Source organism: Agrobacterium sp. 20P9.1.2 (assembly GCF_057799395.1).
The window spans coordinates 293,749-318,113 of sequence record NZ_JBYOKI010000001.1 but is presented as its reverse complement, the minus strand read 5'-3'; the positions used below and the strand labels follow the sequence as shown (position 1 = coordinate 318,113).

The following is a 24,365-nucleotide window of genomic DNA, read 5'->3' as shown; positions in this document are numbered from 1 at the left end:
GACACGTTTCATAAGGATCGGAAAGAGGACCGTGAGCGATCAATAACGACGATCACCTTGCTCGAAGGCGTTCGGCAAGGTTGCTTAATATTCATTATAAAGAGAAGAGAAAAAGTGGCGCACCCGAAGAGATTCGAACTCCTGACCCCCAGATTCGTAGTCTGGTGCTCTATCCAGCTGAGCTACGGGTGCGTGCCGCAGAAACATGTTCCGTTGGCGTGGCGATCCTCTAAAACGTCCTCATGTTGAATGCAAGCGATTTTGCTGAGAATTTGTCATTTTCCTGCAATGAATTTTTCAAATCATTGAAATTGCTTGTCTTTTGATGCGCAGAAAATAGCGCTGTCAAAACGGGATAAAAATTTCGCAAAAAATCGGAGCGTGTTTTGCGAAGCGCTGACGGGCGTGTAACGCTCAGCCGCCATTGGCCGTGCGGCGGTCGGCTTCGCTGCGGTCGGCGATTTCGATGCGGAACTGGGTGCCATGGTCGGATTTTTCCACCAGCGCAATCGTGCCCTTGTGAGACAGCACCAATTCGCGGGCAATGACGAGGCCAAGTCCGGTGCCGCCGGAGCGGGCGGAGCCACGGAAGGCCGAGAACAGGTTCTCTCTGGCCTTTTGCGGCATGCCCGGGCCGTTGTCGTCTATGACGATGCTGACCACGTCTGCATTGCGCTGTGCGGCAATCGTGAGCCGCTTGTCGGGATAGGTCTCGCCGCTGGCCTGCTGGAGCGCCTGAACGGCGTTGCGACAGAGATTGTAGAGAACGCGGAACAGTTGTTCGCTGTCGGCATCAATGCGCAGGCCGGGTGGAACGTTATCAACGAATTCAATGCCGCTCGCGGGATCGATGGCGAGGATGTCTTTCACATCCTGCACCAGCTCGTCGAGATCGATCAACCGTCTCTTTGGCGCGCCTTCGGTTGCCTGCCCATAGGCCAGCACTTCGCTGGTATAACCCACGGCCCGGTCTATGGTGCGCAGAAGCTTCGGCGCGAAGCTGCGCACCATGGGGTCTTCCACATCCACCAGACGGTCCGACATCAGCTGGGCGGAAGACAGGATGTTGCGCATGTCGTGGTTGATCTTGGAAACGGCAAGGCCGAGATCCGCAAGGTTCTTCTGTTGCCGCAGCGTCTTTTGCAGCTGCGTCTGCATATCGGCCAGATGGCGACCGGCCACTGCCAGCTCGTCGCTGCCGTCATCCGGCTTGAACACCCGCGCCGGGTCGTCGGGCTGCTCGGAAAAACCCTGCATGCCGAGTGTGAGGCGCCGGATGGGCCGGATGAGAATGCGGTTGATGGAGACGAAAATCAGGCTGGCCGTAATGAGCGACAGCGCCACCGAGATCATCAGGACGTTGCCCGCATAGGCAATCATCGCGGCCCGCAGCTTGTGCTCGCCAATCACGATCTCGATGATCATGTTGCTGTCGCCAATCACGTCGAAAACGCGGATGACGCGGTTGCCGCCGAAAAGCAGCACGGAGAAGGCATCACGCACCGCCGCCAACTGTGAGACGTCGGAGAGGTCGTATTGATCATCGACACTCGGAGGTACTTCGGTGGCGGCCAGCAGGGTGGAGGTACCGTCCTTCTTCAGTGCGATGAGCTTGGCACCCGTGGCCAGCAGCGTGTCGTTCTGGACACTCCGGGGGAGTTCGGTCTGCAGGCCGTCGATCACCACGCCTGCGGCGGCGGCCGTGTTGAGCCTGTCGCGCAGCCATGAGAGGCGCATATTGGCAACGGAGGGCACGAAGATCAGCACTTCGGCAATCATCACGAAGATCACCGTCAGCAACAGCAGGCGACCGGACAAGCCCTTCGTCAAGGCAGGCACCTCGCTCTGCGGGTCCGTATCCTGACGGCTGGTCCTGTTTATGACTGTCGAAAACACCAGGCCTGTTCCTGTTGATGCGTGGGCCTCTGGTTTCATATCGGCGCAAGGGCTGAATTCCAAGCCATAATAAGGTTTTTCATCCGATTTTCAAATGCATGGCGAATGGCACCGAAACGGACGTGCCCAAACGAAAACGCCGCCATTGCTGGCGGCGTTTGCTGATGCTTGAAAATTCGGGGTCTCAGAACTCCTGCCAGTCGTCCTTGGCCTGGGCAACCGCTGCCGAACCATTGAAGGCGCGGGCGACATTGCCCATCATCTTGCGGGCTGGTGAAGCGACCGGGGCAGACCGCGACGAGGCGGAGGCCACTCTGGAGGCCGACGCGTAGGATGCGGAGCCCTGCTCGTTACCCAGCCGGAAGCGACCGACCAGCGCGACGAGGTTCTGCGCTTCGCCGCTCAGCTTATGGGTTGCGGCGGAGGTCTCTTCCACCATGGCGGCATTGCGCTGGGTCACCTGGTCCATCTGGTTGATGGCCGTATTGACTTCCTGCAAGCCGGTGGACTGTTCCTTCGCGGCGGTCGCGATGGAGTGAATGTGGTCGTTGATGCCGAGAACGCGGGTTTCGATCTCGTCCAGCGCCTCACCGGTGCGCTGCACCAGCTTCACGCCGTTGCCGACCTCTTCACCGGATTTCGTGATCAGCGCCTTGATGTCCTTTGCGGCATTGGCGGAACGCTGCGCCAGTTCACGCACCTCCTGCGCGACCACGGCAAAGCCCTTGCCTGCCTCACCGGCGCGCGCAGCCTCGACACCAGCATTCAGCGCCAGCAGATTGGTCTGGAAGGCAATCTCATCGATGACATTGATGATCTGGCTGATTTCACGCGATGCCTGCTCGATGCGACCCATGGCGGATACGGCATCCCGCACGACCTTGGCGGAATGGGCCGTCTTTTCCTTGGTTTCGGAAACCATGGTGCTGGCTTCCTGCGCGCGGTCCGTCGAATTGCGGACAACGGCGGTGATCTCATCAAGCGCGGCAGAGGTTTCTTCCAGAGCCGCGGCCTGCTGTTCGGTGCGCTTGGAAAGATCATCAGCGGCAGAGCGAAGCTCGTTGGCATTGCCGTTGATGCTTTCCGTGCTGCCGCGAACCTCGGAAATGGTGCCCTTCAGCTTGACGAAAGTCTCGTTCACATTCGACTGAAGCTCGGCAAACACACCGTGGAAGTTGCCATTCATGGTTTGCGTCAGATCGCCATGGGCCAGACTTTCGATCACGCGACCGGTTTCCGTGACACCGCTGTCCACACTGACCAGCAACGAATTGATGTTGTTGGCGAAGCGGTTGAGATTGTCATCACCATAATCCTTGGTGATACGGCTGGTGAAATCACCAGCGGCAGCGGCACTGACGACCTGCGCCATACCCGACTGCAAATCGTCGCTCTTGGCCCGCATGGCGGCTTCCTGCGCGTTCATGCGGCGCACTTCCAGACCGTTGCGCTTGAAGACTTCGACGGCTGCGGCCATCTCGCCGATTTCATCCTTGCGGTCGAGACAGGGAACATCGGTTTCGAGATTGCCTTCGGCAACAGCATTCATCGCGTCGGATACTTTGAGAATAGGTCCGCTTAGTTCCTTGGAGCCGATGTAGAGACCCATGGCCGAACCGGCAAGGACGCCACCCACGGTGACGAATGCCACGACGAGGAAGATCATCTCGCCAAAGCTTTCGATGCGGAGCTTGACGGCAGTGAGTTCCTGAATATCCGACTTCACGACGGCATCGATATCGGCCTGATAGGCCTTGCGGTTTTCGCGGTTGGCTTCGTTGTTGCCCTGCGTATTGGCATCCTGCGGGCTGACCTCGCGGCCCAGACGCGCTGTCTCCCTCCGGAAAGTCCGGAAATCCTCGAAGCGTTTTTCGAGATTGGCGAATTGAGCGGCCTGGCTGGCGGGAACCTGTGGTTTCCACTCTTTCAGCAGGCTGTCCATATCGTTGAGGTTCTTGGTAATGCCGTCAGCAAATTTGGCGGCAGCATCCTTGTCCTTTGCAGCGTAGATGCCGCGGGCTTCCATGACGACGGCAGTAACGAGCCGGTTCAGTGTCTCACCACGACGCGCGCGATCTGCAATCGCATCAAGCGCAACTGTCTGCGTCTGGTACTCCCTGACTGCGTAGATCGACAAACCACCAATGGTGCATGCGACAAGGCCCAAAAGCCCCACCAGAAGATTGATCTTACCCCGTATCCTCACTGCGTAGTCCCCTCAAAAACGCCCCTCTCACACACATGTGAGATCGAAATCCAAATAACATTTGGTCATGATAACCTTTATCTATGCTCTCTTAATAAAGAATTTCGGATTTTAGCGATCTGGCACTTTGCTCTTTAAAAGAAGACCTTGGCGCAAGTTCAGGTGGCCAAGTGCAGACAAATTTCTACTTGCGCCGCCCAACCGCCGGCACAGGATTGTCCGGCAGCGATTGACTTTGCGGGCCCTAAGCCCTTATAAGCCCGCACGTCTGGGCATTTTACCGTTTGCGCGGTTGGCCTTGGCATCAACGAAACGCTCTTGTCCCATAAGGGACAAAGTCAAGAAGGGCCGCACCCCGCGGTATTAAATAAATGTCTAAGCGTACTTTCCAGCCATCCAAGCTTGTTCGCAAGCGTCGTCATGGTTTCCGCGCTCGCATGGCAACTGCCGGCGGTCGTAAGGTTCTGGCTGCTCGCCGCACACGCGGCCGCGCCCGTCTTTCGGCCTAATTGGCCTTAAGCCCGATGAAAGTCGTGGCACATGACGCATGAGAGACAAATACCCGGTCGGTTGAAAAACCGACCGGAGTTTCTTGCTGTTCAGGCAGGAGAAAAAAGGCGAGGCAGTACCTTTCTTCTGGAGGTTCTGGATCGCCAGGCCCCTGAAACCGCACCTCGCGTCGGTTTTACGGTGACCAAACGCCAAGGAAATTCGGTCGAACGCAATCGAATGCGCCGCCGCTTGAGGGAAGCCGTCAGGCTTTCAGCCGGGTTTGCAATGAAACCCGGACATGACTATGTGATTGTCGCCCGAAGGGACGCACTGAAAACCGAATTTGCCGTACTGGAACACTTGCTCATAGAGCGGATCGAGGGACGCGCGAAATCCGGACGCTCCCGGGAGACCCGCTCCAGGAAAGAATGATGGAAAAAAACCGCAACTACTTTATCGCGATAGGCCTTTCGGTTGTCATCGTGCTAGCCTGGCAGTTCCTGTATATGAACCCGCGCATCGAACAGCAGCGCCGCACTGACGAGGCTCGTCAGGCGCAGCAGGCGACGCAGCAAACCCAGCAGACGACGACCGATGCCGCGCCTGGCACCACGCCGCCAGCAGGCACCCTGCCCGGCACGACCAGCCAGCAGGCAGCCACCGTTTCGCGTGATGAAGCGCTTGCCAAGTCGCAGCGCGTGCAGATCGAAACCAACGCCGTTGCAGGTTCCATCAACCTCAATGGTGCACGTCTGGATGACATCCGTCTCAAGGACTACCATGAGACGGTCGATGACTCGAGCCCGATCATCACGCTGTTTTCTCCGTCCGACACCAAGGATGGCTACTTTACCGAGCTTGGCTATATCGCCGGTGATGCTGTGGGCACCGTTCCCGGCCCCTCCACCGTCTGGACAGCCGCCGAAGGCTCCAAGCTGACCGAAACGACACCGGTAACGCTGTCTTTCACCAATGAGAAGGGCGTGGTCTTCACCCGCACACTCACGATCGATCAGCATTACATGATCTCGATCACCGACAAGATCGAGAACCCCGGTCAGGAACCGATTTCGTTCTCGACCTATGGCCGCATCACCCGCAACAACAAGCCTGCCACGCCTGCCGTTTTCGTCATTCACGAAGGCTTTCTGGGCGTTGCCGGTACCGATGGCAGCCTGACGGAAGAGTCCTACAAGAATATCGAGGAAAAGCCGTTCTCGACGCCAAAGGCGACCGGCGGCTGGCTCGGTATCACCGATAAATACTGGGCAGCCGCCATTGTGCCGCCGCAGACCATGCCTGTCGAAGCACGCTATTCGCACTTCACAGATGGTCAGCCGCGTTACCAGGCCGATTACCGTGGCGATGCCGTCACCGTTGCGCCGGGACAGTCCATCGAACTGAAAAACCTCATCTTTGCAGGCGCCAAGGAAGTTCCGCTGGTCGACCGCTACGAGCATGAATACAGCATTCCGAAGTTCGATCTTCTGATCGACTGGGGCTGGTTCTACTTCATCACCAAGCCGATGTTCAAACTGATGGATTTCTTCTTCCGTTATTTTGGCAACTTCGGCGTGGCCATCCTGCTCACCACCATCGTCGTGAAGCTGTTGTTCTTCCCGCTTGCCAGCAAGCAATACGCCTCCATGGCCAACATGAAGCGTGTTCAGCCCAAGATGGAGGAGCTCAAAGCCAAACATGGCGATGACCGCATGGCCATGCAGCAGGCAATGATGGCGCTCTATAAGGAAGAAAAGATCAATCCGGTGGCCGGTTGCTGGCCGATGCTGTTGCAGATTCCGGTGTTCTTCGCGCTCTACAAGGTCATCTACGTCACAATCGAAATGCGCCACGCGCCGTTCTTTGGCTGGATTCACGACTTGTCCGCGCCGGATCCAACCTCGCTGTTCAACCTGTTCGGCCTTCTGCCCTTCATGCCGCCACACGCGCTGATGATCGGTGTCTGGCCAATCATCATGGGCATCACCATGTTCATGCAGATGCGTATGAACCCGACGCCTCCCGATCCGACACAAGCGCTGATCTTCACCTGGATGCCGCTGGTCTTCACCTTCATGCTGGCTTCCTTCCCCGCAGGTCTCGTCATCTACTGGGCATGGAACAACACGCTGTCGATCACCCAGCAGGCTCTCATCATGAAGCGCCACGGTGCCAAGATCGAGCTGTTCGACAACATAAAAGGATTGTTCAAGCGAAAGCCGGTGCAATCGAAATGACAAGCGATATCACAGGCGGGCAGCCGGCAACGGAAAAGCCGCTCTTCGGAAGGCCCTGGATTTTCATCCGCGGTGTGCCCGCCATGAAGTTCCTGCCGCCCGAAGGTCCGCCCGAGATTGCTTTTGCCGGACGCTCCAATGTCGGCAAGTCTTCTCTCATCAACGCGCTCGTCGGCCATCGCGGGCTGGCGCGCACGTCCAACACGCCGGGCCGCACGCAGGAACTGAACTACTTCGTTCCCGAGGGCTATTCCGGTGAAGCGGGCGACCTGCCACCGATGGCGCTTGTGGATATGCCGGGATACGGCTATGCGCAGGCACCCAAGGACCATGTCGATGCCTGGACGAAGCTGGTGTTCGATTATCTGCGTGGCCGCGCGACCCTGAAGCGCGTCTATGTGCTGATCGACTCCCGTCACGGCATCAAGAAAAATGACGAGGACGTTCTATCCCTCCTCGACAAGGCAGCCGTCTCCTATCAGATCATTCTGACGAAGACGGACAAGATCAAAGAAGCGGGCGTTCCGCGTCTTACCAACGAGACGCTGGAAAAAATCCGCAAGCGCCCGGCGGCCTACCCGGAAGTTCTGGCAACTTCGTCAGAAAAATCCGCAGGCCTCGATCTTGTAAGGGCCGAGATCTGCAAGACGGTCGGTATCAGCTGAATTGATGGGGGCACAATGTGCCCCCTTTTTCATTCCCGCGACAAACGCAGGAATGAAAAAGAGCGCTCCATGTCAAGCAACAGAAAACAGCAGAACAGCCGCCCAGAGCAGGGCCGCCGACGTGGTCAGTCGCCAGAAGCGCACCGAATTCCACAATGCCGTGATAATCGCGAAACGCCCATAAATACTGCGGTGAAGCTTGTCGTCCGACCTGCGCACGGCATGATCCATCGACGCATCGATATAGGATGAGAATGTGCGGTGATCGCTTCTCTGGGTGTCGGCGAGGTTGTCCTGCCAGCGACGCACCATCGCGGCGAACTGGCGATCCGTCTTCACCCGTTTGGCAAGTTCGGCGCTCGCATCAGCGGTCAGGGCTCCGAGCACATATTCGCCCGCAAGCACCTCGTCTTTCAAACCGCTACGCTTTTCCCGATCCGGCAAGGTCATCCGTCATCGAACTCCAGGCTTAGAGCGCCACCGCCATCTTAAGCGACCCGCCAGCCCACCCATGGCCGACATGCGCATACTCCCCCACGCACAAAGCTGGTCCGATTGCGCCCATATGTCAATCGGATTGGCGATAACGGTGCGATCACGTTTGAATTTTCTGCATCCGATGCCGTGTCCGTTGTTTCATCCGTCAAAAACTTGGGTTAAAAGCGCGGCAATCAACGACGAGGTTTATTTCCATGGCGAGTTCCGAAAGCGAAATGCAGGCCCGGCTTCTGGCACAGGCCCTGCCCTTCATGCAGAAATACGAGAATAAAACCATCGTCGTGAAATATGGCGGCCATGCCATGGGCGATAGCGGTCTGGGCAAGGCATTCGCCGAAGACATCGCTCTTCTCAAGCAATCCGGCATCAACCCCATCGTCGTCCATGGCGGCGGCCCGCAGATCGGCGCAATGCTGAGCAAGATGGGCATCGAATCGAAATTCGAAGGCGGCCTGCGCGTGACCGATGCCAAGACGGTCGAGATCGTCGAAATGGTTCTGGCCGGCTCGATCAACAAGGAAATCGTCGCCCTCATCAACCAGACCGGCGAATGGGCCATCGGCCTGTGCGGCAAGGATGGCAACATGGTCTTTGCCGAAAAGGCCAAGAAGACTGTCATCGATCCCGACAGCAATATCGAGCGCGTTCTCGACCTCGGCTTCGTCGGTGAAGTGGTGGAAGTGGACCGCACGCTGCTGGACCTTCTGGCCAAATCCGAGATGATCCCGGTCATCGCGCCAGTGGCTCCCGGCCGTGACGGCGCGACCTACAACATCAATGCCGACACCTTTGCCGGCGCCATCGCCGGTGCGCTGCACGCCAGCCGCCTGCTGTTCCTGACCGATGTCGAGGGTGTTCTCGACAAGAACAAGGAACTGATCAAGGAACTGACGGTTTCTCAAGCGCGGGCGCTGATCAAGGACGGCACGATTTCCGGTGGCATGATCCCCAAGGTCGAAACCTGCATCGAGGCTATCAAGGCGGGCGTGCAGGGCGTCGTCATTCTCAATGGCAAGACGGCCCACTCGGTTCTGTTGGAGATCTTCACCGAAGGTGCAGGCACGCTCATCGTTCCGTGATATTTTTTTGCGCCCGTCCGGACGGAAAACCGCTCACACTTTTCCTGGACGCGCTTTTACCAGAACAGCAATCCCAGGATGCCGCTTACGATCAGCAGGCATCCTGCCAGTTCCATGGCGTTGACCCGTTCGCGAAACAGGAACCACGACGCCATGAAGGTGAAGACGAGCTCGATTTGGCCGAGCGCCCGCACATAGGCCACCTGTTGCAACGTCATGGCCGTGAACCAGCCCGCCGAACCCAGCACGCCGGCAATGCCGACCAGAGCCGACGAGCGCCAGGTGACGAGAACCTGCACGATCTCGCGCTTGTCCTTCCACGCCATCCAAACCAGCATGAAGGCCGTCTGGAACGTCGTGACGCAGGCGAGCGTCACTGCCGCCGACATGATTGGCCCCGCACCTTGCAGGGACAACGACGCGCTTCGGTAAGCCACCGCCGATATGCCGAAGACGCCGCCGGATGCTATGCCGATCAGCGCGGTGCGGCTGGTCATGGCCGTGACGGTATTTCTCCACGATAGAGGTAACCGCGCCATGGATATCGTCATAACACCGATGACACCGACGATGATGGCCATGATTGCGCCTGGCGTCAGCTTCTCACCCAATATGACGAAACCGAACAGAGCGGCCTGCACCGGCTCCGTCTTCGAATAGGCCGTGCCGACAGCGAAATTGCGTAGCGAAAACAGGTGGACCAGCAGCATGGTGGCGTAAATCTGCGCCAGACCGCCGACCACCGCCCAGATGAAAAAGGCCATGCTGAACGTCGGGAAAATCTGCTTTGCCACAAAATGCAGAAACAGCACGTAGAGGATGGCAATGGGGAAGCCATAACCAAACCGTACGAAACTGGCGCCACGCGTGCCAAGCGAGCCCTGCAAATGCTTTTGCAAGGCCGAGCGCAGGTTCTGCATGAAGGCAGCGGCGATGGTGATGGGTATCCAGAGTTCCATGCCGCGTAAATTATCACGCCGCAGCTTTCCGCCCCAAGGCGGCAAAGTGCTCCAAGCGTCGCCTTTTCGATTTTATTTGTGCCGATGACAGGGCATAAGAGGGCCATGAGCACGAAACCGAAAAATGAACCGAATGCTGCCGAATTCTCCCATGTGACCGAATGGGTGTTCGATCTCGACAACACGCTTTATCCGCACGAGGTAAACCTGTTTTCACAGATCGATAAAAACATGACGGCCTATGTCGCCGAACTGCTCAAGCTGGAGCCGGACGAGGCGCGGGCTTTGCAGAAGCGTTATTACCATGAACATGGCACCACGCTTCAGGGCCTGATGATCCATTACGGCATCGACCCCAATGCCTTTCTGGAGCGGGCGCATGCCATCGATTATTCAGCACTTCTGCCCAACCCGGAACTGGGCGAGGCGATCAAGGCGCTGCCGGGCCGCAAGTTCATTCTGACAAATGGCAGCGTGCCGCATGCGCAGGCCGCCGCTGGCGCGCTGGGCATTCTCGACCATTTCGAGGACATCTTCGATATCGTCGCCGCCGACTATCTGCCCAAGCCCGCCAGCGCGACCTACGAGAAATTCGCAGCGTTGGCCAAGCTCGATACGACGAAAGCCGCGATGTTCGAGGACCTGCCGCGCAATCTCACCGCGCCGAAAGCTTTGGGCATGAAGACGGTGCTTCTCGTGCCGCGCAATCTCGAAGGCATCGTCATGGAGCGCTGGGAGATTCCAGACGTCACCGATGAGCATATCGACTTTATCACCGACGATCTGACCGGCTTCCTCAAGGGCCTGACCGCACCGGCAGGCTAAGGCATGTTACCGATTTGTCATGCACATTACTGATGTTTAAGTGGCGGCAGTGAGATGTGCGGACTAGTTTTTCCCCAGGGACACCAAAGGAAAAGGTAACCAACCATGATTACGAGAAAATTGACTCTCACCGCACTTGGCGCAGCCCTTATGTTGAGCGCGGCTGCTCCAATCGCCATGGCGGCACCACGGGGTGGCCCAGACAGACACGGCCCGCCCATGCGTCCGGAACTGGCCTACGTCTATCTGCTGAAGACAGCCGACGCCAACAAGGACGGCAAGATCACCAAGGAAGAGTTCGCCGCCCGCCAGGACGCGCTTTTCACTGAAATCGATGCCAACAAGGATGGCTCGATTACACCGAAGGAAATGCGGGACTATCGCAGGGCCAAGATGGAAGCCTTCCGCGAAGCCAATCCACGCCCTGAGCGCGCCAATGCTGATGGCCCGGATGGCAAAAAAGGCGGCCCAGACCAGGCAGACCGCAAGGGCCACGAAGGCCGCAAGCATGAGGGTCATCACGGTGGCATGGGCGGCAAAGGTGGCCACGGCGGTCGCATGAACGCGATGTTTGCCATGATCGACACAGACGGCAACGGCCAGATCAGCAAGGCCGAATTTACTGCAGCCGGTGAAAAGATGTTCGCCCGCCTCGACAAGAACAATGACGGCGTCATCAGCATCGACGACATGCCGGACCGTCCGTTCCTGTAATTCATATCAACACGATCAAACCAGCAAAGCCCGCCCATGGCGGGCTTTGTCCATTCCGACGTTTCCGCTTTTCAAGCCTACTCTTCATGCTATATCGATGCGTACCGATTTCAGAAGGACATGATCGTGAGCATCGCCACTCTCCTTGCCTATGCCACCGCTCTCTTCATCGCCGCCGCCATCCCCGGCCCCGGCATGACGGCCATCGTGGCGCGGGCGCTGGGCTCCGGCTTTCGCGAAACCTTCTTCATGGGTCTTGGGCTGGTGCTGGGCGATATGGTCTATCTGACCGCCGTCATTTTGGGCCTCGCCTTCGTGGCGCAGACCTTTCAGGAAGCCTTCATGATCCTGAAAATCGCCGGTGCTGCCTATCTGCTCTATATCGCCTGGAAGCTATGGACCGCAGGACTTCTGCCGCAGGATCTGCAGGCGAAAAAGAGTACCAGCATCGCCATGTCGTTCCTCTCAGGCCTGCTGATCACGCTCGGCAATCCCAAAACCATGCTGTTTTACGTGGCGCTGGTGCCAACGCTGATCGACATCCGCATCATCGGCAGCAGCGAATATATGATCCTTCTGGCCGTAACTTTTACCGTGCTGATGGCGGTGCTGCTGCCCTATATTCTGCTGGCGTCCAAGGCTCGCACCCTGCTGAAGCGGCCGAGCGCGCTGACCATCCTCAACCGCACCGCTGCCGGCATTCTGGCCGCGACTGCTGCGATGATCGCCACACGCGCGACCTGAGATCATTCTTCTGACAATGCTCCAATCGTGAGAACGATATGCCACGAAGTGCGCTACATACGCACTTTGGTTCTCTGGCGTCGCCAGATCATTCCTCCTATTCTGCGCGAAATTTTTTGCATTTGCACAATGGGAGCGTGTCATGTCTGAAGCCAGAAAACCCGGACGCGGGCGGATCTATTCCTCGATCACCGAGACGATCGGCGACACGCCGCTGGTGCGCCTCGACAAGCTGGCTAAAGAAAAGGGCGTCAAGGCAACGATCCTTGCCAAGCTCGAATTCTTCAACCCCATCGCCTCGGTCAAGGACCGCATCGGCGTTGCCATGATCGAGTCGCTGGAAGCACAGGGCAAGATCACGCCCGGTAAGACAACGCTGGTGGAACCAACCTCCGGCAATACCGGCATTGCGCTCGCCTTTGCCGCCGCCGCCAAGGGTTACAAGCTGATTCTGACCATGCCCGAGACCATGTCAATCGAGCGCCGCAAGATGCTTGCGCTGCTGGGTGCCGAACTGGTGCTGACCGAAGGTCCAAAGGGCATGAAGGGCGCCATTTCCAAGGCGCATGAGCTGGCCGAAACGCTCCCCGATGCGATCATTCCCCAGCAGTTCGAAAACCCGGCCAACCCTGAAATCCACCGCAAGACGACGGCCGAGGAAATCTGGAACGACACCAATGGCGACGTCGATATCTTCGTCTCCGGCATCGGCACCGGCGGCACGATTACCGGCGTTGGACAGGTGCTGAAGGCACGCAAACCGGACATCAAGGTCGTCGCCGTCGAACCTGCCGATAGCCCGGTGCTCTCAGGCGGCAATCCCGGCCCACACAAGATCCAGGGCATCGGCGCAGGCTTCGCGCCCGCGGTTCTCGACACCAAGATTTACGACGAAATCGTCACCGTCACCAATGACGACGCCTTCGAAACCGCCCGCCTTGTCGCCCGCCTCGAAGGCGTCCCCGTCGGCATCTCCTCCGGCGCAGCCCTCGCCGCCGCCATCAAGATCGGCGCACGCGAGGAGAATGCGGGCAAGACCATCGTCGTGATCATTCCATCCTTTGCGGAACGGTATTTGTCGACGGCGTTGTTTGAGGGGTTGGGGTTGTAAGTTAGCCTCGCGCAGTCGTTGCTGCGATACTAAATTGGTGCTGGAGCAAGTTCGCGCCCCCTGCCCTGCCGGGCAGAGGGGCTAAGCGGCGTAAGCTGACCTATCGATTGGATCGGGCTACCGCACCCGCCGCCCTCATGCTGAGGCGCTTTGGCCGAAGGGCAAAGCCTCTAAGCATCCGCCGCACATTCTGCCCCAAACCCGCAACCCCGTCCTTCGAGGCTCCGGCTGCGCCTTCGCACCTCAGGGTGAGGGTTGCTGAGTTGCGCCCCATCTCCAGCCTCTTACTCCACCCTCTCAATGGGTAGGGCAACCACATTCACTTCCCTCATGCGTCATCCTGAGCCTGTCGAAGAAGAGGTGGCGCGCACCGCCCTTGAAGCATCCGGCCACACACTTTGCCCAAAGCCCGCAACCCCCGTCCTTCGCGGCCCCTGCGGGGCACCTCAGGATGAGGGTTGCTCTGTTTTGCCCTGCACCCAGCCCCCATATTACAAAAAAGAGATTGTTGTATCGTGGCCAACCTCGGCCATTGCGCAACCACCCAGCCTGCGACCGCACCCGCAAACCCATTCACGCCGCAGCAGTCAGCCGCTCCCCAGCTATCCGGTATGAAATCGCTTCTGCCAGATGAATGCGGGTGACCGTTGCCTTGTCGTCGAGGTCGGCGAGCGTGCGCGCGACTTTGAGGATGCGGTGATAGCCTCGGGCGGAGAATTTCAGTTTTTCGGCGGCATCGCGGAGCAGTTGTAGGCCCGGCGCATCGGGCTCACCGAATTTTTCGATAAGGGCGGTGGAGCAGCGGGCGTTGGTGCGGATGCCGCTGAAGCCGGCATGGGCGTAACGTTCTTCCTGCATATCACGGGCGCGGGCCACCCGTCTGGCGACATCGGCGCTGGCTTCGGCGGCCATGGGGCGGATCAGATCGGCGGCGGAAACGGCGGGGACTTCGATGCGGATATCGATGCGGTCCATCAGCGGGCCGGAAATGCGCTGCTGGTAGTCTGTAACGCAACGCGGGCCGCGGGCGCAGGTGAAGCCGGGCTCTCCGGCCATGCCGCATTTGCATGGGTTCATGGCCGCGACCAGCTGGATTTCCGCCGGATAGCTGACGCGATGGTTAGCGCGAGCGATGATGCATTCGCCGGTTTCCAACGGCTGGCGCAGGGCATCAAGGGCCTGTGGTGAAAATTCCGGGAATTCATCGAGAAAGAGCACGCCGTGATGGGCAAGCGATGCTTCGCCCGGCTTTGCGCGCAGACCGCCACCGACAAGCGCTGCCATGGTGGCGGAATGATGCGGGGTACGGAAGGGGCGGCGATCCGACAGCTTGCCGCCGGAGAGTTGACCCGCGATGGAGTGCACCATGGATACCTCCAGCAATTCCGCAGCAGAGAGCGGCGGCAGGATGGAGGGAAGCCGAGACGCTAGCATGGATTTTCCCGAGCCGGGCGGGCCGACCATCAGGAGATTATGCCCACCGGCGGCGGCGACCTCCAGTGCGCGCTTGGCGCTTTCCTGGCCTTTGATATCGGCGAGGTCCGGCAGGTTGGCGGGATTGGCGCGGATGGCGGCGACCGGGCGCGACAGGCGCTGGGTACCGCGAAAATGATTGACGAGTGCGATGAGGCTGCGCGGGGCGAGAACATCGATATCGCTGCCCGCCCAAGCCGCCTCCCCGCCGCTGTCTGCTGGGCAGATGAGACCCTTGCTCTGCGCATTGGCACCGATGGCAGCTGGAAGCGCACCAGATACCGCGCCGATGGTGCCATCAAGATTAAGCTCACCCAAAACTATATAGGCATTTAGCGCTTCTGCCGGAATGGCACCCAATGCGGCCATGAGGCCAAGGGCGATGGGCAAATCGAAATGCGAGCCCTCCTTGGGCAAATCAGCTGGAGCCAGATTGACGGTGACCTTTTTGGCTGGAAGCGCCAGGCCGGAGGCGTGGAGAGCGGCCTGTACGCGCTCCCGGCTTTCCGCCACGGCCTTATCCGGCAGGCCGACGATCTGAATGCCGACCTTGCCGGGCGCGACCATGACCTGAACCTCGACGGGCACGCCCTCTATGCCCTGAAATGCCACCGTATTGACACGCGCAACCATACAAGCCCCCAACAGGCGGATTTTAGAAAACACGCAATCAAGCGTGTAACCATCCGCCCATGCAACCTTGCACAACGCAAACCGGAAAACAAGAACAAGAAGTGAACAATTTCACTTATACCGCGTAGAAAAACTCGAAGCGGTTGTGATGCATCACACGCCGGTGGAGCCGAAGCCGCCGGTGCCACGGGTGGTTTCGGAGGTTTCCGTGACCTCGAAGACCGCGACCTGCGTGACGGGGGCGATGACCATCTGGGCGATGCGCATGCCGCGCTCGATCACGAAATCCTCCTGGCCCAGATTGGCGAGGATGACTTTGACCTCGCCGCGATAATCGCTATCGACAGTGCCTGGCGTGTTGAGGCAGGTGATGCCGTTCTTGATGGCAAGGCCGGAGCGTGGGCGGATCTGCGCCTCGAAACCCTGTGGCACTTCGAAGACAAAGCCGGTGGGCACCAGCGCGCGGGCGCCGGGCTTCAGAGTGAGCGGTTCGTCGGCAGGAACGGCAGCGCGCAAATCCATGCCGGCGGCACCGCTGGTCTCATAGGACGGAAGGTCTATGCCGTCGGCGTGGTCCAGACGAAGGAGATTAAGGGCGGGGCAATTTTGGTTTTCATGGGTCATCGCGCATTAGTTTTCTCTCGCGGTGCCAAGGTCAATTGCAAAAGCGGCCCCGAAACGTTAGATAACCCGCAATTCCACAGGATTTGTCTAATGACCGAAACACTCGCAGAGGCGGTTTCCCGCCGCCGCACCTTCGCCATTATCGCGCACCCGGATGCCGGTAAGACGACGCTGACCGAAAAGCTGCTGCTATTCGGCGGTGCCATTCAGCTGGCCGGTGAGGTGAAGGCGAAGAAGGACCGTATCCAGACGCGGTCCGACTGGATGAAGATCGAGCGCGAGCGCGGTATTTCGGTCGTGACCTCGGTGATGACGTTTGAATATGACGACAAGGTCTTCAATATTCTCGATACCCCCGGCCACGAAGACTTTGCCGACGATACCTACCGCACGCTGACGGCGGTGGATGCCGCCATCATGGTCATCGACGCCGCCAAGGGTATCGAGCCGCGGACGCTGAAGCTGTTTGAAGTGTGCCGCATGCGCGACATTCCGATCATCACCTTCGTCAACAAGATGGACCGCGAAAGCCGGGATATTTTCGAGATTCTCGACGAGGTCGAGGAGAAGCTGGCGCTGGACACGGCACCGATCACCTGGCCGATCGGTCGTTCCAAGAGTTTCTGCGGCTCCTACCATCTGGCCAGCAACCGGGTGCGTGGGTCCGACAATGAGGTCGAGGCGACGCAGGTCAACGGGCCGCAGGCGGTGGCGAGCCGCTTGCCGGAGAACGAGCGCGATGCCTTTATCGAGGAGACCGAACTGGCGCTCGAAGCCTGCCGCCCGTTCGATCGCACGGCATTTCTGGAAGGGCATCTGACGCCGGTGTTCTTCGGTTCGGCTTTGCGTAATTTTGGTGTGCGAGATCTGATCAACGCGCTGGGCGACATTGCGCCGCCACCGCGCAACCAGGTGGCTGATACGCGCACCGTGCATGCCGATGAAGACAAGATGACGGCCTTCGTGTTCAAGATTCAGGCCAATATGGACCCGAACCACCGCGACCGCATTGCCTTTGCGCGCATCTGCTCTGGCAAGTTGGAGCGTGGCATGAAGGCGCGGCTGGCACGCACCGGCAAGCAGATGGGCCTGACGGCACCGCAATTCTTCTTCGCCTCGCAGCGCCACATTGCAGATACTGCCTTTGCAGGCGACGTGGTGGGCATTCCCAACCACGGCACATTGCGCATCGGTGACACGCTGACCGAGGGTGAAAACCTGGTGTTCCAGGGCGTACCGAACTTCTCGCCGGAAATTCTGCGCCGCGTGCGGCTGGAAGATGCGATGAAGGCCAAGAAGCTGAAGGAAGCGCTGCACCAGATGGCCGAAGAAGGCGTCGTACAGCTGTTCTCCCCGGAAGACGGCTCTCCCGCCATCGTCGGCGTGGTGGGCGCGTTGCAGCTTGATGTGCTGAAGGAACGACTGATGGGCGAGTATGGCCTGCCGGTTTCGTTCGAAATGTCGCGTTTCTCGATCTGCCGCTGGATTTCGTCTGATCAGGCCGCGGATATGGAGAAGTTCCTGACCGTCAAGCGTGGTGATATCGCGCGCGATCTGGATGGCGATCCGGTATTTCTGGCGCAGGATGCGTTTTCGCTGCGCTATGAGGCCGAACGGTATCCGGCTATCAAGATGGCTGCGATCAAGGAGTATCATGTCGCGAAGGCGGCGTGATGTTTACATGAGGTGGTCTTAGGTGGCAGTGGGTGGGGCCTACCCCCCTCTGCCCTGCCGGGCATCTCCCCCACAAGGAGGGAGATCGGCAAGACGCTTGCTCATCGTTCTATCCGCAGCCTTTGAGATGGGCGAAAGGTCTCCGCGATTCGATCTCCCCACATGTGGGGGAGATGCCCGGCAGGGCAGAGGGGGTGAGCCACACCCGCTGCCGAACCTTTTCACACATTGTTGCTTTGCAACTCAGCCCTGAGCGTCGCGTTTGCGCTCTATCGCGTCCCACAGCAGGCTCGCAACATCGGCACCGCCGAATTTCTTTACTTCACGGATACCCGTTGGCGAGGTGACGTTGATCTCCGTCATGTAGTCGCCGATGACATCGATGCCGACGAAGAGGAAGCCGCGTTCGCGAAGGGCCGGGCCGATGCGTTCGCAGATTTCTTTTTCGCGGTTTGTCAGTTCCGTTGGTTCAGGGCGACCGCCGGCGTGCATGTTGGAGCGGGCGTCGTTTTCCGCAGGCACGCGGTTGATGGCGCCGACAGGTTCTCCGTCCACAAGCAGGATACGCTTATCGCCCTTGCGGACGTCGGGCAGATATTGCTGGGCGATATAGGGCTCGCGGAACATCTGGCCGAACATTTCCAGCAACGAGGAGAAGTTGCGGTCATCGCGGGTGGAGTGGAAGACGCCAGCGCCGCCATTGCCGTAAAGCGGCTTGAGGATGATATCGCCCATCTCTTCGCGGAAGCGGGAAATCTCAGCCACGTCCTTGGTGATCAGCGTGGTGGGCATGAGGTCGGCGAATTCGGTAACGAAAATCTTTTCCGGCGAATTGCGCACCCAGGCCGGGTCGTTCACCACAAGCGTCTTGGGGTGAATGCGCTCTAGCAAATGGGTAGAAGTGATGTAGGCCATGTCGAAGGGCGGGTCCTGGCGCAGATGGATGACATCCATGGTGGCGAGGTCGACGCGTTCCGGCTCTGAAAGGGAAAAATGGTCGCCCTTGATATCGCGCAGCTCCATCTGCTCGACGCTGGCGTAAATCTTGCCATCGCGCATGGATAGGCGATCCGGCGTGTAATGGAACAGGCGGTAGCCACGGGCCTGCGCCTCGAGGCTGATCGCGAAGGTGCTATCGCCCGCAATGTTGATGCCGGAGACATGATCCATCTGGATCGCGACGTTCTTGATTTTAGCCATGCGCAATTTCCTGTTAAAAGCCCGCAAGATGTAGGCTAGCGAAGCTTCAAAGGCAACTGTTACGCGGTGGCCTACCTATGAGTTTTATTGAAGAATATCAGGTCGCAAGCGACTGTGCTTTGGCGGGCATGAGCTTGTTCTTAACACGGTAAGCAAAGGCTATCGGCCAAGGGAATGGGCGGCGCAGGAAGGCGACTTTGCGGACGTAAGTGTCCACCCGCCATGTGGCCCATGTGCCAGCCTTGAAATAGGCGACATCGCCCGCGCGAAGCTCGTGCACGGAACCGTCTTCCGCCGTCACATGCACCTCGCCTTCGATAATATGAACGGTTTCATCCCAGCCGAAGAACCAGCGGAAGGTGCCGGAGGTGCAGTCCCAAAGGGCGGTGTAGGCGGCGCGGTCGCCGCTGCGGGAATGATCCGCCATGCGGGCCTGCGGGGCGCCAGCGATGATCCAGTCTGGATTGATGGGCGACGGTTTCATGTCCATGGTCTGAGAGGCGGCAGAAACCACGGGCTCAGCCTTCTCCCGGCGTTTCGACAGCGGTATCGACGGCACGGAGCGCCCCGCCAACGCAGCCACACTTGCGATCATGACATGTAAAACCATATTGCGTCCCCAACTTGCAACGTGAGGCTTATAACACAAATGGAGTATGCATGCTCTTCCAAAAATACCACCAATTTTAATGGAAGAGCATTTTGGCGTCTCTCAATGCGCGGCAGCGAGCTGTTGCGCCGGTTGCTGCGCACTTGCCGCTGCACCCTCGATGCGTTTTCCGCTTTCGACATCGAAGAAATGCAGCTTTTCAGGCGCAATCGATAGCGACAGGTCCTGCGGCATTTCGGTTTCCGCCGAGCATGCCAGTGTCAGCGTCTGGTCGCCCAGCGTGCCGTGAACGAGGCGCTGTGAGCCGAGTTCTTCGATGTAATCGACGCGGAAGGGCATGCCCTCTTCACCCGCACCGGCAAGCCGCAAATCTTCCGCACGCATGCCGACGGTGACCTTGCCGGAGGCGGGTGCGTAGCCGTTAAGCGACAGGATGGCGGGGCCGATGGCAAGGCGATCTCCGTGCAGTTCGCCTGCCAGAAGGTTCATGGCAGGCGAGCCGATGAAGCTGGCGACGAAGGTGGAGGCGGGCTTGTGATAGACCTCCAGCGGCGCGCCGATCTGTTCGATGCGACCGGCATTCAGCACCACCAGACGATCCGCCAGCGTCATGGCTTCCAACTGGTCGTGCGTGACATAGATGGAGGTGGTGCCGAGGCGGCGTTGCAGGCGCTTGATCTCACCGCGCATGGAAACGCGCAGCTTGGCATCGAGGTTGGAGAGCGGCTCATCGAAGAGGAAGGCGGCAGGCTTGCGCACGATGGCACGGCCCATGGCCACGCGCTGACGCTGGCCGCCGGAGAGAGCCCGGGGCTTACGATCCAAGTAAGGCTGAAGCTCCAGCATGCGGGCAGCTTCCGCCACGCGCGCATCGATCTCAGCCTTTGGCGTCTTGCGGTTCTTAAGGCCATATTCCAGATTCTGACGCACCGACATATGCGGGTAGAGCGCGTAGTTCTGGAACACCATGGCGATGTCGCGGTCGGCGGGTTCCACGTCATTGACGACGCGGTTGCCGATAGACACGGTACCATCGGAAATTTCTTCCAGACCCGCGACCATGCGCAGGAGTGTGGACTTGCCGCAGCCCGAGGGGCCGACGAGCACGATGAACTCTCCATCCTTGATGGAGATGTCCACATCATGCACGGCGCGCATGCCGTTGGAATAATCCTTGCAGACCTGACTGATTTCGATCTCGGCCATTGTCGTTTTCCTTATTTATCGCTTTCGGTGAGGCCCTTGATGAACCAGCTCTGGAAGATGACGACGATCAACACAGGCGGCAGCATGGCCAGAACGGCAAGCGCGAAAGCTTCGTTGTAATCGGGGATTTGCGAACCGACCCAGACCTGCAGGATCGATTTGATGCCGCGCATGATGGTGAAGAAGCTCTCATCATTGGTCATCAGCATGGGCCAGAGATACTGGTTCCAGCCATAGACGAACATGATGATGAAGATGGCGGCCATCATGGTGCGCGACAGAGGCAGAAGAATATCGATGAAGAACTTGACCGGCCCTGCACCATCGATGCGGGCGGCCTCCAGTATTTCATCCGGCACGGATTTGAAGAACTGCCGGAAGTAGAACGTCCCGGTGGCTGAAGCCAGAAGCGGCACGATGAGGCCGGTATAGGAGTTCAAAAGCCCCAGTTTGCTCATGACTTCATAGGACGGCATGATGCGCACTTCGAGCGGCAGAAGCAGCGTGGTGAAGATGATCCAGAAGGCAAGCGTGGCAAAGCGGAAGCGGAAATAGACGATGGCGTAAGCCGCCAGCATCGATAGGGCGATCTTGCCGACGGCAAAGCCGATGCCGAGGATCAGCGAATTGATGACCATGTTCAGGCCGGTGACCTGGCCCGTAAAGCCGCCCTTTTGCGTCAGCACCTTTTCATAGGTGGCGATAAAGTTGTTCCCCGGCAGGATGGCTAGACCGTTCATGTGGATTTCGGCAGCCGTGTGGGTCGATGTCATGAAGGAGACGAGGACCGGCAGCATCAAAAACAGCGAGCCGATGATGAGGATGAGATGGTCGAGGGGTTTGGACTTGTACATGGCTTATATCCTCAACCGTAATGGATGCGTTTTTCGAGGAAGCGGAATTGCAGGACCGTCAGCACGAAAACCACGACCATGAGAATGACCGACTGCGCAGAGGAACCGCCGATATCGTTGCCACGGAAGCCATCCAGAAACACCTTGTAGACAAGGGTAATGGGGTTGTTGGCGGCCTTGTCCTTTACCATCACATCGATGACTGCGAAGGTATCAAACAGCGCATAGGTGATGTTGATGATGAGAAGGAAGAAAGCGGTTGGTGCCAGCAGCGGCATGATGACCGTCCAGAACCGGCGAAAACCGGAGCGGCAATCGATAAAGGCGGCTTCGCGCACGGACACCGGCACGCTTTGCAGGCCCGACAGGAAGAAGATGAAATTATAAGGGATTTGCTTCCAGACCGAAACGGAGATCATGGCGAAGGCGGTGTCGAAATAATTGACGCCGACCTGCATGTGCCAGCCGAGATAGGCGGCGATCTTGACGAAGGGGCCGATGTGCTGATCGAAAAACATCATGCCGATGAGGCCCGCGACCGGCGGGGCGATGGCGTAGACCGAAATCAGCATCGTCTTGTAAGCGGAAGCGCCGCGAATGATCGCATCTGCCTTGACCGCCAGAAGCAGGCCGATGGCCAGCGAGAAAATGGTAACGAGAACGGTGAAGATGACCGTGAACTTGGCAATGCTGAGATATTCGGCGCTGAACAGCGCATCGGAGTAATTGGCAAGGCCGACAAAGGTGGAGCCGAAGCCGAAGGGGTCTTCGATATAGAAAGACGACTGAACGGCCTGCACCGACGGCCAATAGAAGAACACGAAAATGACGAGCAGCTGCGGCGCGATGAAGAGGTAAGGCAGCGCAGACGACGAGAACTGCACCCTTTTGGCAGCCGATTCAGCGGTCACCGCAGGCTTTCTGGCCTTGGCGATGAAGCCCGGCAGAAACCGGAGGGGACGCGGTTGTGAAGACGTATAAGCCACGCGCGCAAACCTTTGTGGGTTGTGGCTTCTCTTCAAGGCTGAAGGGAGGCCGGGACTATGGGAGGCTTCGCATTCTTACTCGCCGTCATCCTCGGGCTTGTCCCGAGGATCTAACCACGTTCAATGTTGTGGTTCGTTAGATCCTCGGGACAAGCCCGAGGATGACGGCGGGGATTTGGACAAGCCTTGCAGATAACCAACGGACCTTCCCTCGTGATGAAGGAAGGTCCGTCTACTTTCAGAGGTCGTTTAATCAGCCAGCGGTCTTGGCGAAGCGGGCCAGAAGATCGTTGCCTTCCTTTTCGATGATGTTGAAGGCATCCTTGACGGAGACTTCGCCGGAGAAGATGCGGCCGTATTCACGTTCCATGATGGCGCGGATCTGTGGGTAGAAGCCGAGGCGGTAGCCCTTCGACCATTCACCGCCTGGAAGCGACAGCTGCTTGATGCCGACTTCGGCAACAGGCTGCTTCTCGTAATAGCCTTCCTTCTTGGTCAGCTCGTAAGCGGCCTGCGTGATAGCAACGTAACCGGTTGCCTGGTGGTAGAACTTCTGGATTTCAGGCGATGTCAGGAACTGGAAGAAGCTGGCAACGCACTTGTTTTCTGCTTCAGGCTTGCCGGACATGGCAAACAGGGCAGCGCCGCCGATGAAGGAGTTGGTGCCTGCACCCTTGATGGAGCCCCAGTATGGCAGGAAGGTTGCCGAGAACGGCATCTGTGCCGTCTTCTGCAGGCCACCGAAGGAGCCGGAAGAACCGATCCAGAGCGCGACCTTGTTTTCTTCGAATGGCTTCTGGTTATCGTTCCAGCCTGCGCCGTAATAGGCGAAGTAGCCCTGATCCTTCCAGGATTTCAGCTTTTCGAACATCATGATGAGGTTCGGGTCGGTGACCTTCAGCTTGGTATCGACAACGCTGTCGTAGCCATTGTTGTTGGTGGCGAACTGAAGGTTGTTGCGCGAGAAGAAGTTCTCGGTGAATTCCCATGTCAGCTGGGTCTGAACGAGCGGAATGAAACCGGCTTCCTTCAGCTTCGGTGCGATGGCTTCGAATTCTTCCCAGGTCTTTGGCGCTTCGACACCAGCCTTTTTCAGGGCTTCGGTGTTGAGATACATGATAGGCGCGGACGAGTTGAACGGCATGCCGACGAACTTGCCATCAGCAGCAGCAAAGAAGCTGCGCACACCGGGAATGAAGGCTTCGCGGTCGAACTTGTAACCGGCCTTGGTGATGATGTCTTCAGCAGGAATGACAGCGCCCTTGGCATTGATGATGGTGGCAGCACCGGCATCGAAGACCTGAAGGATGTTTGGCTGTTCGCCGGAGCGGAAAGCAGCGATGCCGCTGGCCAGGGCTTCTTCGTAAGAACCCTTGGAAACCGGTGTTATCGCGCACTCGCTCTGGGCAGCGTTGAACTTCTGGGAGACTTCATTGATGACTTCACCGTTGCGGCCGCCCATGCCGTGCCACCAGGTGATGTTGGTTGCCGCCATGGAAGACGTCGCCGAAAACGTGATGGCCATTGCAGCCATGGAAAACTTCTTGATCATAGTTTCGATCCTCTACCGCCCTTGTTGGGTGAGGATGCGAATAGGCCCCTTCGATGACGGGCTTTTTACAAATTTATGGCAGATTTATTACAGCACAACCTAATAAATGAGGTAGCACATCGAATCA

The 24,365-nt window shown here is 58.5% G+C and carries 22 protein-coding genes and 1 tRNA gene; 10 read left to right on the top strand and 13 right to left on the bottom strand.

Annotation, left to right across the window (positions count from 1 at the left end; translation table 11 throughout):
* Positions 1–115: 115 nt before the first annotated feature.
* The 3 genes from AC27VJ_RS01560 to AC27VJ_RS01550 form a co-directional block, all read right to left on the bottom strand.
* Positions 116–192, bottom strand: a tRNA-Arg gene (locus AC27VJ_RS01560).
* A gap of 222 nt (positions 193–414) precedes the next feature.
* A complete protein-coding gene (locus tag AC27VJ_RS01555; RefSeq protein ID WP_488683158.1) occupies positions 415–1,779 on the bottom strand; it encodes an ATP-binding protein in 1,365 nt (454 codons plus the stop codon).
* Positions 1,780–2,080: 301 nt separating this feature from the next.
* The gene (locus AC27VJ_RS01550) at positions 2,081–4,102 is read right to left on the bottom strand and encodes a methyl-accepting chemotaxis protein (RefSeq protein ID WP_488682550.1); all 2,022 of its coding nucleotides are present in this window, start codon (positions 4,100–4,102) and stop codon (positions 2,081–2,083) included.
* Positions 4,103–4,473: 371 nt separating this feature from the next.
* Here AC27VJ_RS01550 and rpmH point away from each other — a divergent pair, with 371 nt between their 5' ends.
* The 4 genes from rpmH to yihA are packed head-to-tail and all read left to right on the top strand — an operon-like array spanning position 4,474 to position 7,496.
* Complete coding sequence (gene rpmH, locus AC27VJ_RS01545; protein WP_111839965.1) at positions 4,474–4,611, top strand: 50S ribosomal protein L34; 138 nt, start codon at positions 4,474–4,476, stop codon at positions 4,609–4,611.
* Positions 4,612–4,642: 31 nt separating this feature from the next.
* A complete protein-coding gene (gene rnpA, locus AC27VJ_RS01540) occupies positions 4,643–5,026 on the top strand; it encodes a ribonuclease P protein component (RefSeq protein WP_113088002.1) in 384 nt (127 codons plus the stop codon).
* A complete protein-coding gene (gene yidC, locus AC27VJ_RS01535; RefSeq protein WP_488682549.1) occupies positions 5,026–6,831 on the top strand; it encodes a membrane protein insertase YidC in 1,806 nt (601 codons plus the stop codon). Before rnpA ends, yidC begins: the two co-directional genes overlap by 1 nt.
* A complete protein-coding gene (gene yihA / locus AC27VJ_RS01530) occupies positions 6,828–7,496 on the top strand; it encodes a ribosome biogenesis GTP-binding protein YihA/YsxC (protein ID WP_113088004.1) in 669 nt (222 codons plus the stop codon). The genes yidC and yihA overlap by 4 nt, the downstream gene beginning before the upstream one ends.
* 72 nt (positions 7,497–7,568) lie before the next feature.
* On the opposite strand, the gene AC27VJ_RS01525 is transcribed toward yihA, so the two are convergent.
* A complete protein-coding gene (locus AC27VJ_RS01525) occupies positions 7,569–7,946 on the bottom strand; it encodes a hypothetical protein (RefSeq protein WP_488682548.1) in 378 nt (125 codons plus the stop codon).
* Positions 7,947–8,188: 242 nt separating this feature from the next.
* Between AC27VJ_RS01525 and argB the strand changes: the two genes are divergently transcribed.
* Complete coding sequence (gene argB, locus AC27VJ_RS01520) at positions 8,189–9,073, top strand: acetylglutamate kinase (protein WP_062451011.1); 885 nt, start codon at positions 8,189–8,191, stop codon at positions 9,071–9,073.
* A 56-nt stretch (positions 9,074–9,129) separates the two neighbouring features.
* Here argB and AC27VJ_RS01515 read toward each other — a convergent pair whose 3' ends face one another.
* Positions 9,130–10,032 carry an EamA family transporter gene (locus AC27VJ_RS01515; protein WP_488682547.1) on the bottom strand — a complete coding sequence of 301 codons (903 nt, stop codon included), beginning with the start codon at positions 10,030–10,032 and terminating at the stop codon, positions 9,130–9,132.
* Positions 10,033–10,137: 105 nt separating this feature from the next.
* Between AC27VJ_RS01515 and AC27VJ_RS01510 the strand changes: the two genes are divergently transcribed.
* The 4 genes from AC27VJ_RS01510 (at position 10,138) to cysK (ending at position 13,426) form a co-directional block, all read left to right on the top strand.
* Positions 10,138–10,857 carry a pyrimidine 5'-nucleotidase gene (locus AC27VJ_RS01510; RefSeq protein WP_488682546.1) on the top strand — a complete coding sequence of 240 codons (720 nt, stop codon included), beginning with the start codon at positions 10,138–10,140 and terminating at the stop codon, positions 10,855–10,857.
* A 105-nt stretch (positions 10,858–10,962) separates the two neighbouring features.
* Complete coding sequence (locus AC27VJ_RS01505; protein ID WP_488682545.1) at positions 10,963–11,571, top strand: EF-hand domain-containing protein; 609 nt, start codon at positions 10,963–10,965, stop codon at positions 11,569–11,571.
* 126 nt (positions 11,572–11,697) lie between these two features.
* Positions 11,698–12,315, top strand: a complete 618-nt coding sequence (locus AC27VJ_RS01500; RefSeq protein ID WP_488682544.1) for a LysE family translocator — start codon at positions 11,698–11,700, stop codon at positions 12,313–12,315.
* A 142-nt stretch (positions 12,316–12,457) separates the two neighbouring features.
* Positions 12,458–13,426, top strand: a complete 969-nt coding sequence (cysK, locus tag AC27VJ_RS01495; protein WP_488682543.1) for a cysteine synthase A — start codon at positions 12,458–12,460, stop codon at positions 13,424–13,426.
* A gap of 573 nt (positions 13,427–13,999) precedes the next feature.
* On the opposite strand, the gene AC27VJ_RS01490 is transcribed toward cysK, so the two are convergent.
* Complete coding sequence (locus AC27VJ_RS01490; protein WP_488682542.1) at positions 14,000–15,532, bottom strand: YifB family Mg chelatase-like AAA ATPase; 1,533 nt, start codon at positions 15,530–15,532, stop codon at positions 14,000–14,002.
* Positions 15,533–15,685: 153 nt separating this feature from the next.
* The gene (gene dut / locus AC27VJ_RS01485) at positions 15,686–16,156 is read right to left on the bottom strand and encodes a dUTP diphosphatase (protein ID WP_488682541.1); all 471 of its coding nucleotides are present in this window, start codon (positions 16,154–16,156) and stop codon (positions 15,686–15,688) included.
* Between the two features lie 90 nt (positions 16,157–16,246).
* Between dut and AC27VJ_RS01480 the strand changes: the two genes are divergently transcribed.
* Positions 16,247–17,830 (top strand): peptide chain release factor 3, encoded by a 1,584-nt coding sequence (locus tag AC27VJ_RS01480; RefSeq protein WP_353576820.1) that lies wholly within the window; start codon positions 16,247–16,249, stop codon positions 17,828–17,830.
* 243 nt (positions 17,831–18,073) lie between these two features.
* Here the strand turns inward: AC27VJ_RS01480 and gshB are convergent, their stop codons facing one another.
* From gshB to AC27VJ_RS01450, 6 genes are all read right to left on the bottom strand, one after another.
* Positions 18,074–19,030 (bottom strand): glutathione synthase, encoded by a 957-nt coding sequence (gene gshB, locus AC27VJ_RS01475; RefSeq protein WP_488682540.1) that lies wholly within the window; start codon positions 19,028–19,030, stop codon positions 18,074–18,076.
* Positions 19,031–19,127: 97 nt separating this feature from the next.
* A complete protein-coding gene (locus AC27VJ_RS01470; RefSeq protein WP_488682539.1) occupies positions 19,128–19,640 on the bottom strand; it encodes a cupin domain-containing protein in 513 nt (170 codons plus the stop codon).
* A 102-nt stretch (positions 19,641–19,742) separates the two neighbouring features.
* Positions 19,743–20,846 carry a sn-glycerol-3-phosphate import ATP-binding protein UgpC gene (locus AC27VJ_RS01465; RefSeq protein WP_488682538.1) on the bottom strand — a complete coding sequence of 368 codons (1,104 nt, stop codon included), beginning with the start codon at positions 20,844–20,846 and terminating at the stop codon, positions 19,743–19,745.
* 11 nt (positions 20,847–20,857) lie between these two features.
* On the bottom strand, positions 20,858–21,700 hold the full coding sequence (gene ugpE / locus AC27VJ_RS01460; protein ID WP_113086398.1) for a sn-glycerol-3-phosphate ABC transporter permease UgpE: 843 nt from the start codon (positions 21,698–21,700) through the stop codon (positions 20,858–20,860).
* 11 nt (positions 21,701–21,711) lie between these two features.
* On the bottom strand, positions 21,712–22,686 hold the full coding sequence (locus AC27VJ_RS01455; RefSeq protein ID WP_113086397.1) for an ABC transporter permease subunit: 975 nt from the start codon (positions 22,684–22,686) through the stop codon (positions 21,712–21,714).
* A gap of 253 nt (positions 22,687–22,939) precedes the next feature.
* Positions 22,940–24,238: an extracellular solute-binding protein gene (locus AC27VJ_RS01450; protein ID WP_113086396.1), complete on the bottom strand. Its 1,299-nt coding sequence runs from the start codon at positions 24,236–24,238 to the stop codon at positions 22,940–22,942.
* Positions 24,239–24,365 lie beyond the last annotated feature (127 nt).

Coding starts and splice junctions, on each gene's coding strand:
- rpmH (WP_111839965.1), top strand. CDS start 4,474: ATGTCTAAGCGTACTTTCCAGCCATCCAAGCTTGTTCGCAAGCGTCGT.
- ugpE (WP_113086398.1), bottom strand. CDS start 21,700: ATGTACAAGTCCAAACCCCTCGACCATCTCATCCTCATCATCGGCTCG.
- AC27VJ_RS01450 (WP_113086396.1), bottom strand. CDS start 24,238: ATGATCAAGAAGTTTTCCATGGCTGCAATGGCCATCACGTTTTCGGCG.
- AC27VJ_RS01465 (WP_488682538.1), bottom strand. CDS start 20,846: ATGGCCGAGATCGAAATCAGTCAGGTCTGCAAGGATTATTCCAACGGC.
- argB (WP_062451011.1), top strand. CDS start 8,189: ATGGCGAGTTCCGAAAGCGAAATGCAGGCCCGGCTTCTGGCACAGGCC.
- AC27VJ_RS01515 (WP_488682547.1), bottom strand. CDS start 10,032: ATGGAACTCTGGATACCCATCACCATCGCCGCTGCCTTCATGCAGAAC.
- AC27VJ_RS01480 (WP_353576820.1), top strand. CDS start 16,247: ATGACCGAAACACTCGCAGAGGCGGTTTCCCGCCGCCGCACCTTCGCC.
- AC27VJ_RS01470 (WP_488682539.1), bottom strand. CDS start 19,640: ATGGTTTTACATGTCATGATCGCAAGTGTGGCTGCGTTGGCGGGGCGC.
- AC27VJ_RS01505 (WP_488682545.1), top strand. CDS start 10,963: ATGATTACGAGAAAATTGACTCTCACCGCACTTGGCGCAGCCCTTATG.
- AC27VJ_RS01555 (WP_488683158.1), bottom strand. CDS start 1,779: ATGATTGCCGAAGTGCTGATCTTCGTGCCCTCCGTTGCCAATATGCGC.
- AC27VJ_RS01490 (WP_488682542.1), bottom strand. CDS start 15,532: ATGGTTGCGCGTGTCAATACGGTGGCATTTCAGGGCATAGAGGGCGTG.
- yidC (WP_488682549.1), top strand. CDS start 5,026: ATGGAAAAAAACCGCAACTACTTTATCGCGATAGGCCTTTCGGTTGTC.
- yihA (WP_113088004.1), top strand. CDS start 6,828: ATGACAAGCGATATCACAGGCGGGCAGCCGGCAACGGAAAAGCCGCTC.
- rnpA (WP_113088002.1), top strand. CDS start 4,643: ATGACGCATGAGAGACAAATACCCGGTCGGTTGAAAAACCGACCGGAG.
- AC27VJ_RS01510 (WP_488682546.1), top strand. CDS start 10,138: ATGAGCACGAAACCGAAAAATGAACCGAATGCTGCCGAATTCTCCCAT.
- AC27VJ_RS01525 (WP_488682548.1), bottom strand. CDS start 7,946: ATGACCTTGCCGGATCGGGAAAAGCGTAGCGGTTTGAAAGACGAGGTG.
- dut (WP_488682541.1), bottom strand. CDS start 16,156: ATGACCCATGAAAACCAAAATTGCCCCGCCCTTAATCTCCTTCGTCTG.
- gshB (WP_488682540.1), bottom strand. CDS start 19,030: ATGGCTAAAATCAAGAACGTCGCGATCCAGATGGATCATGTCTCCGGC.
- cysK (WP_488682543.1), top strand. CDS start 12,458: ATGTCTGAAGCCAGAAAACCCGGACGCGGGCGGATCTATTCCTCGATC.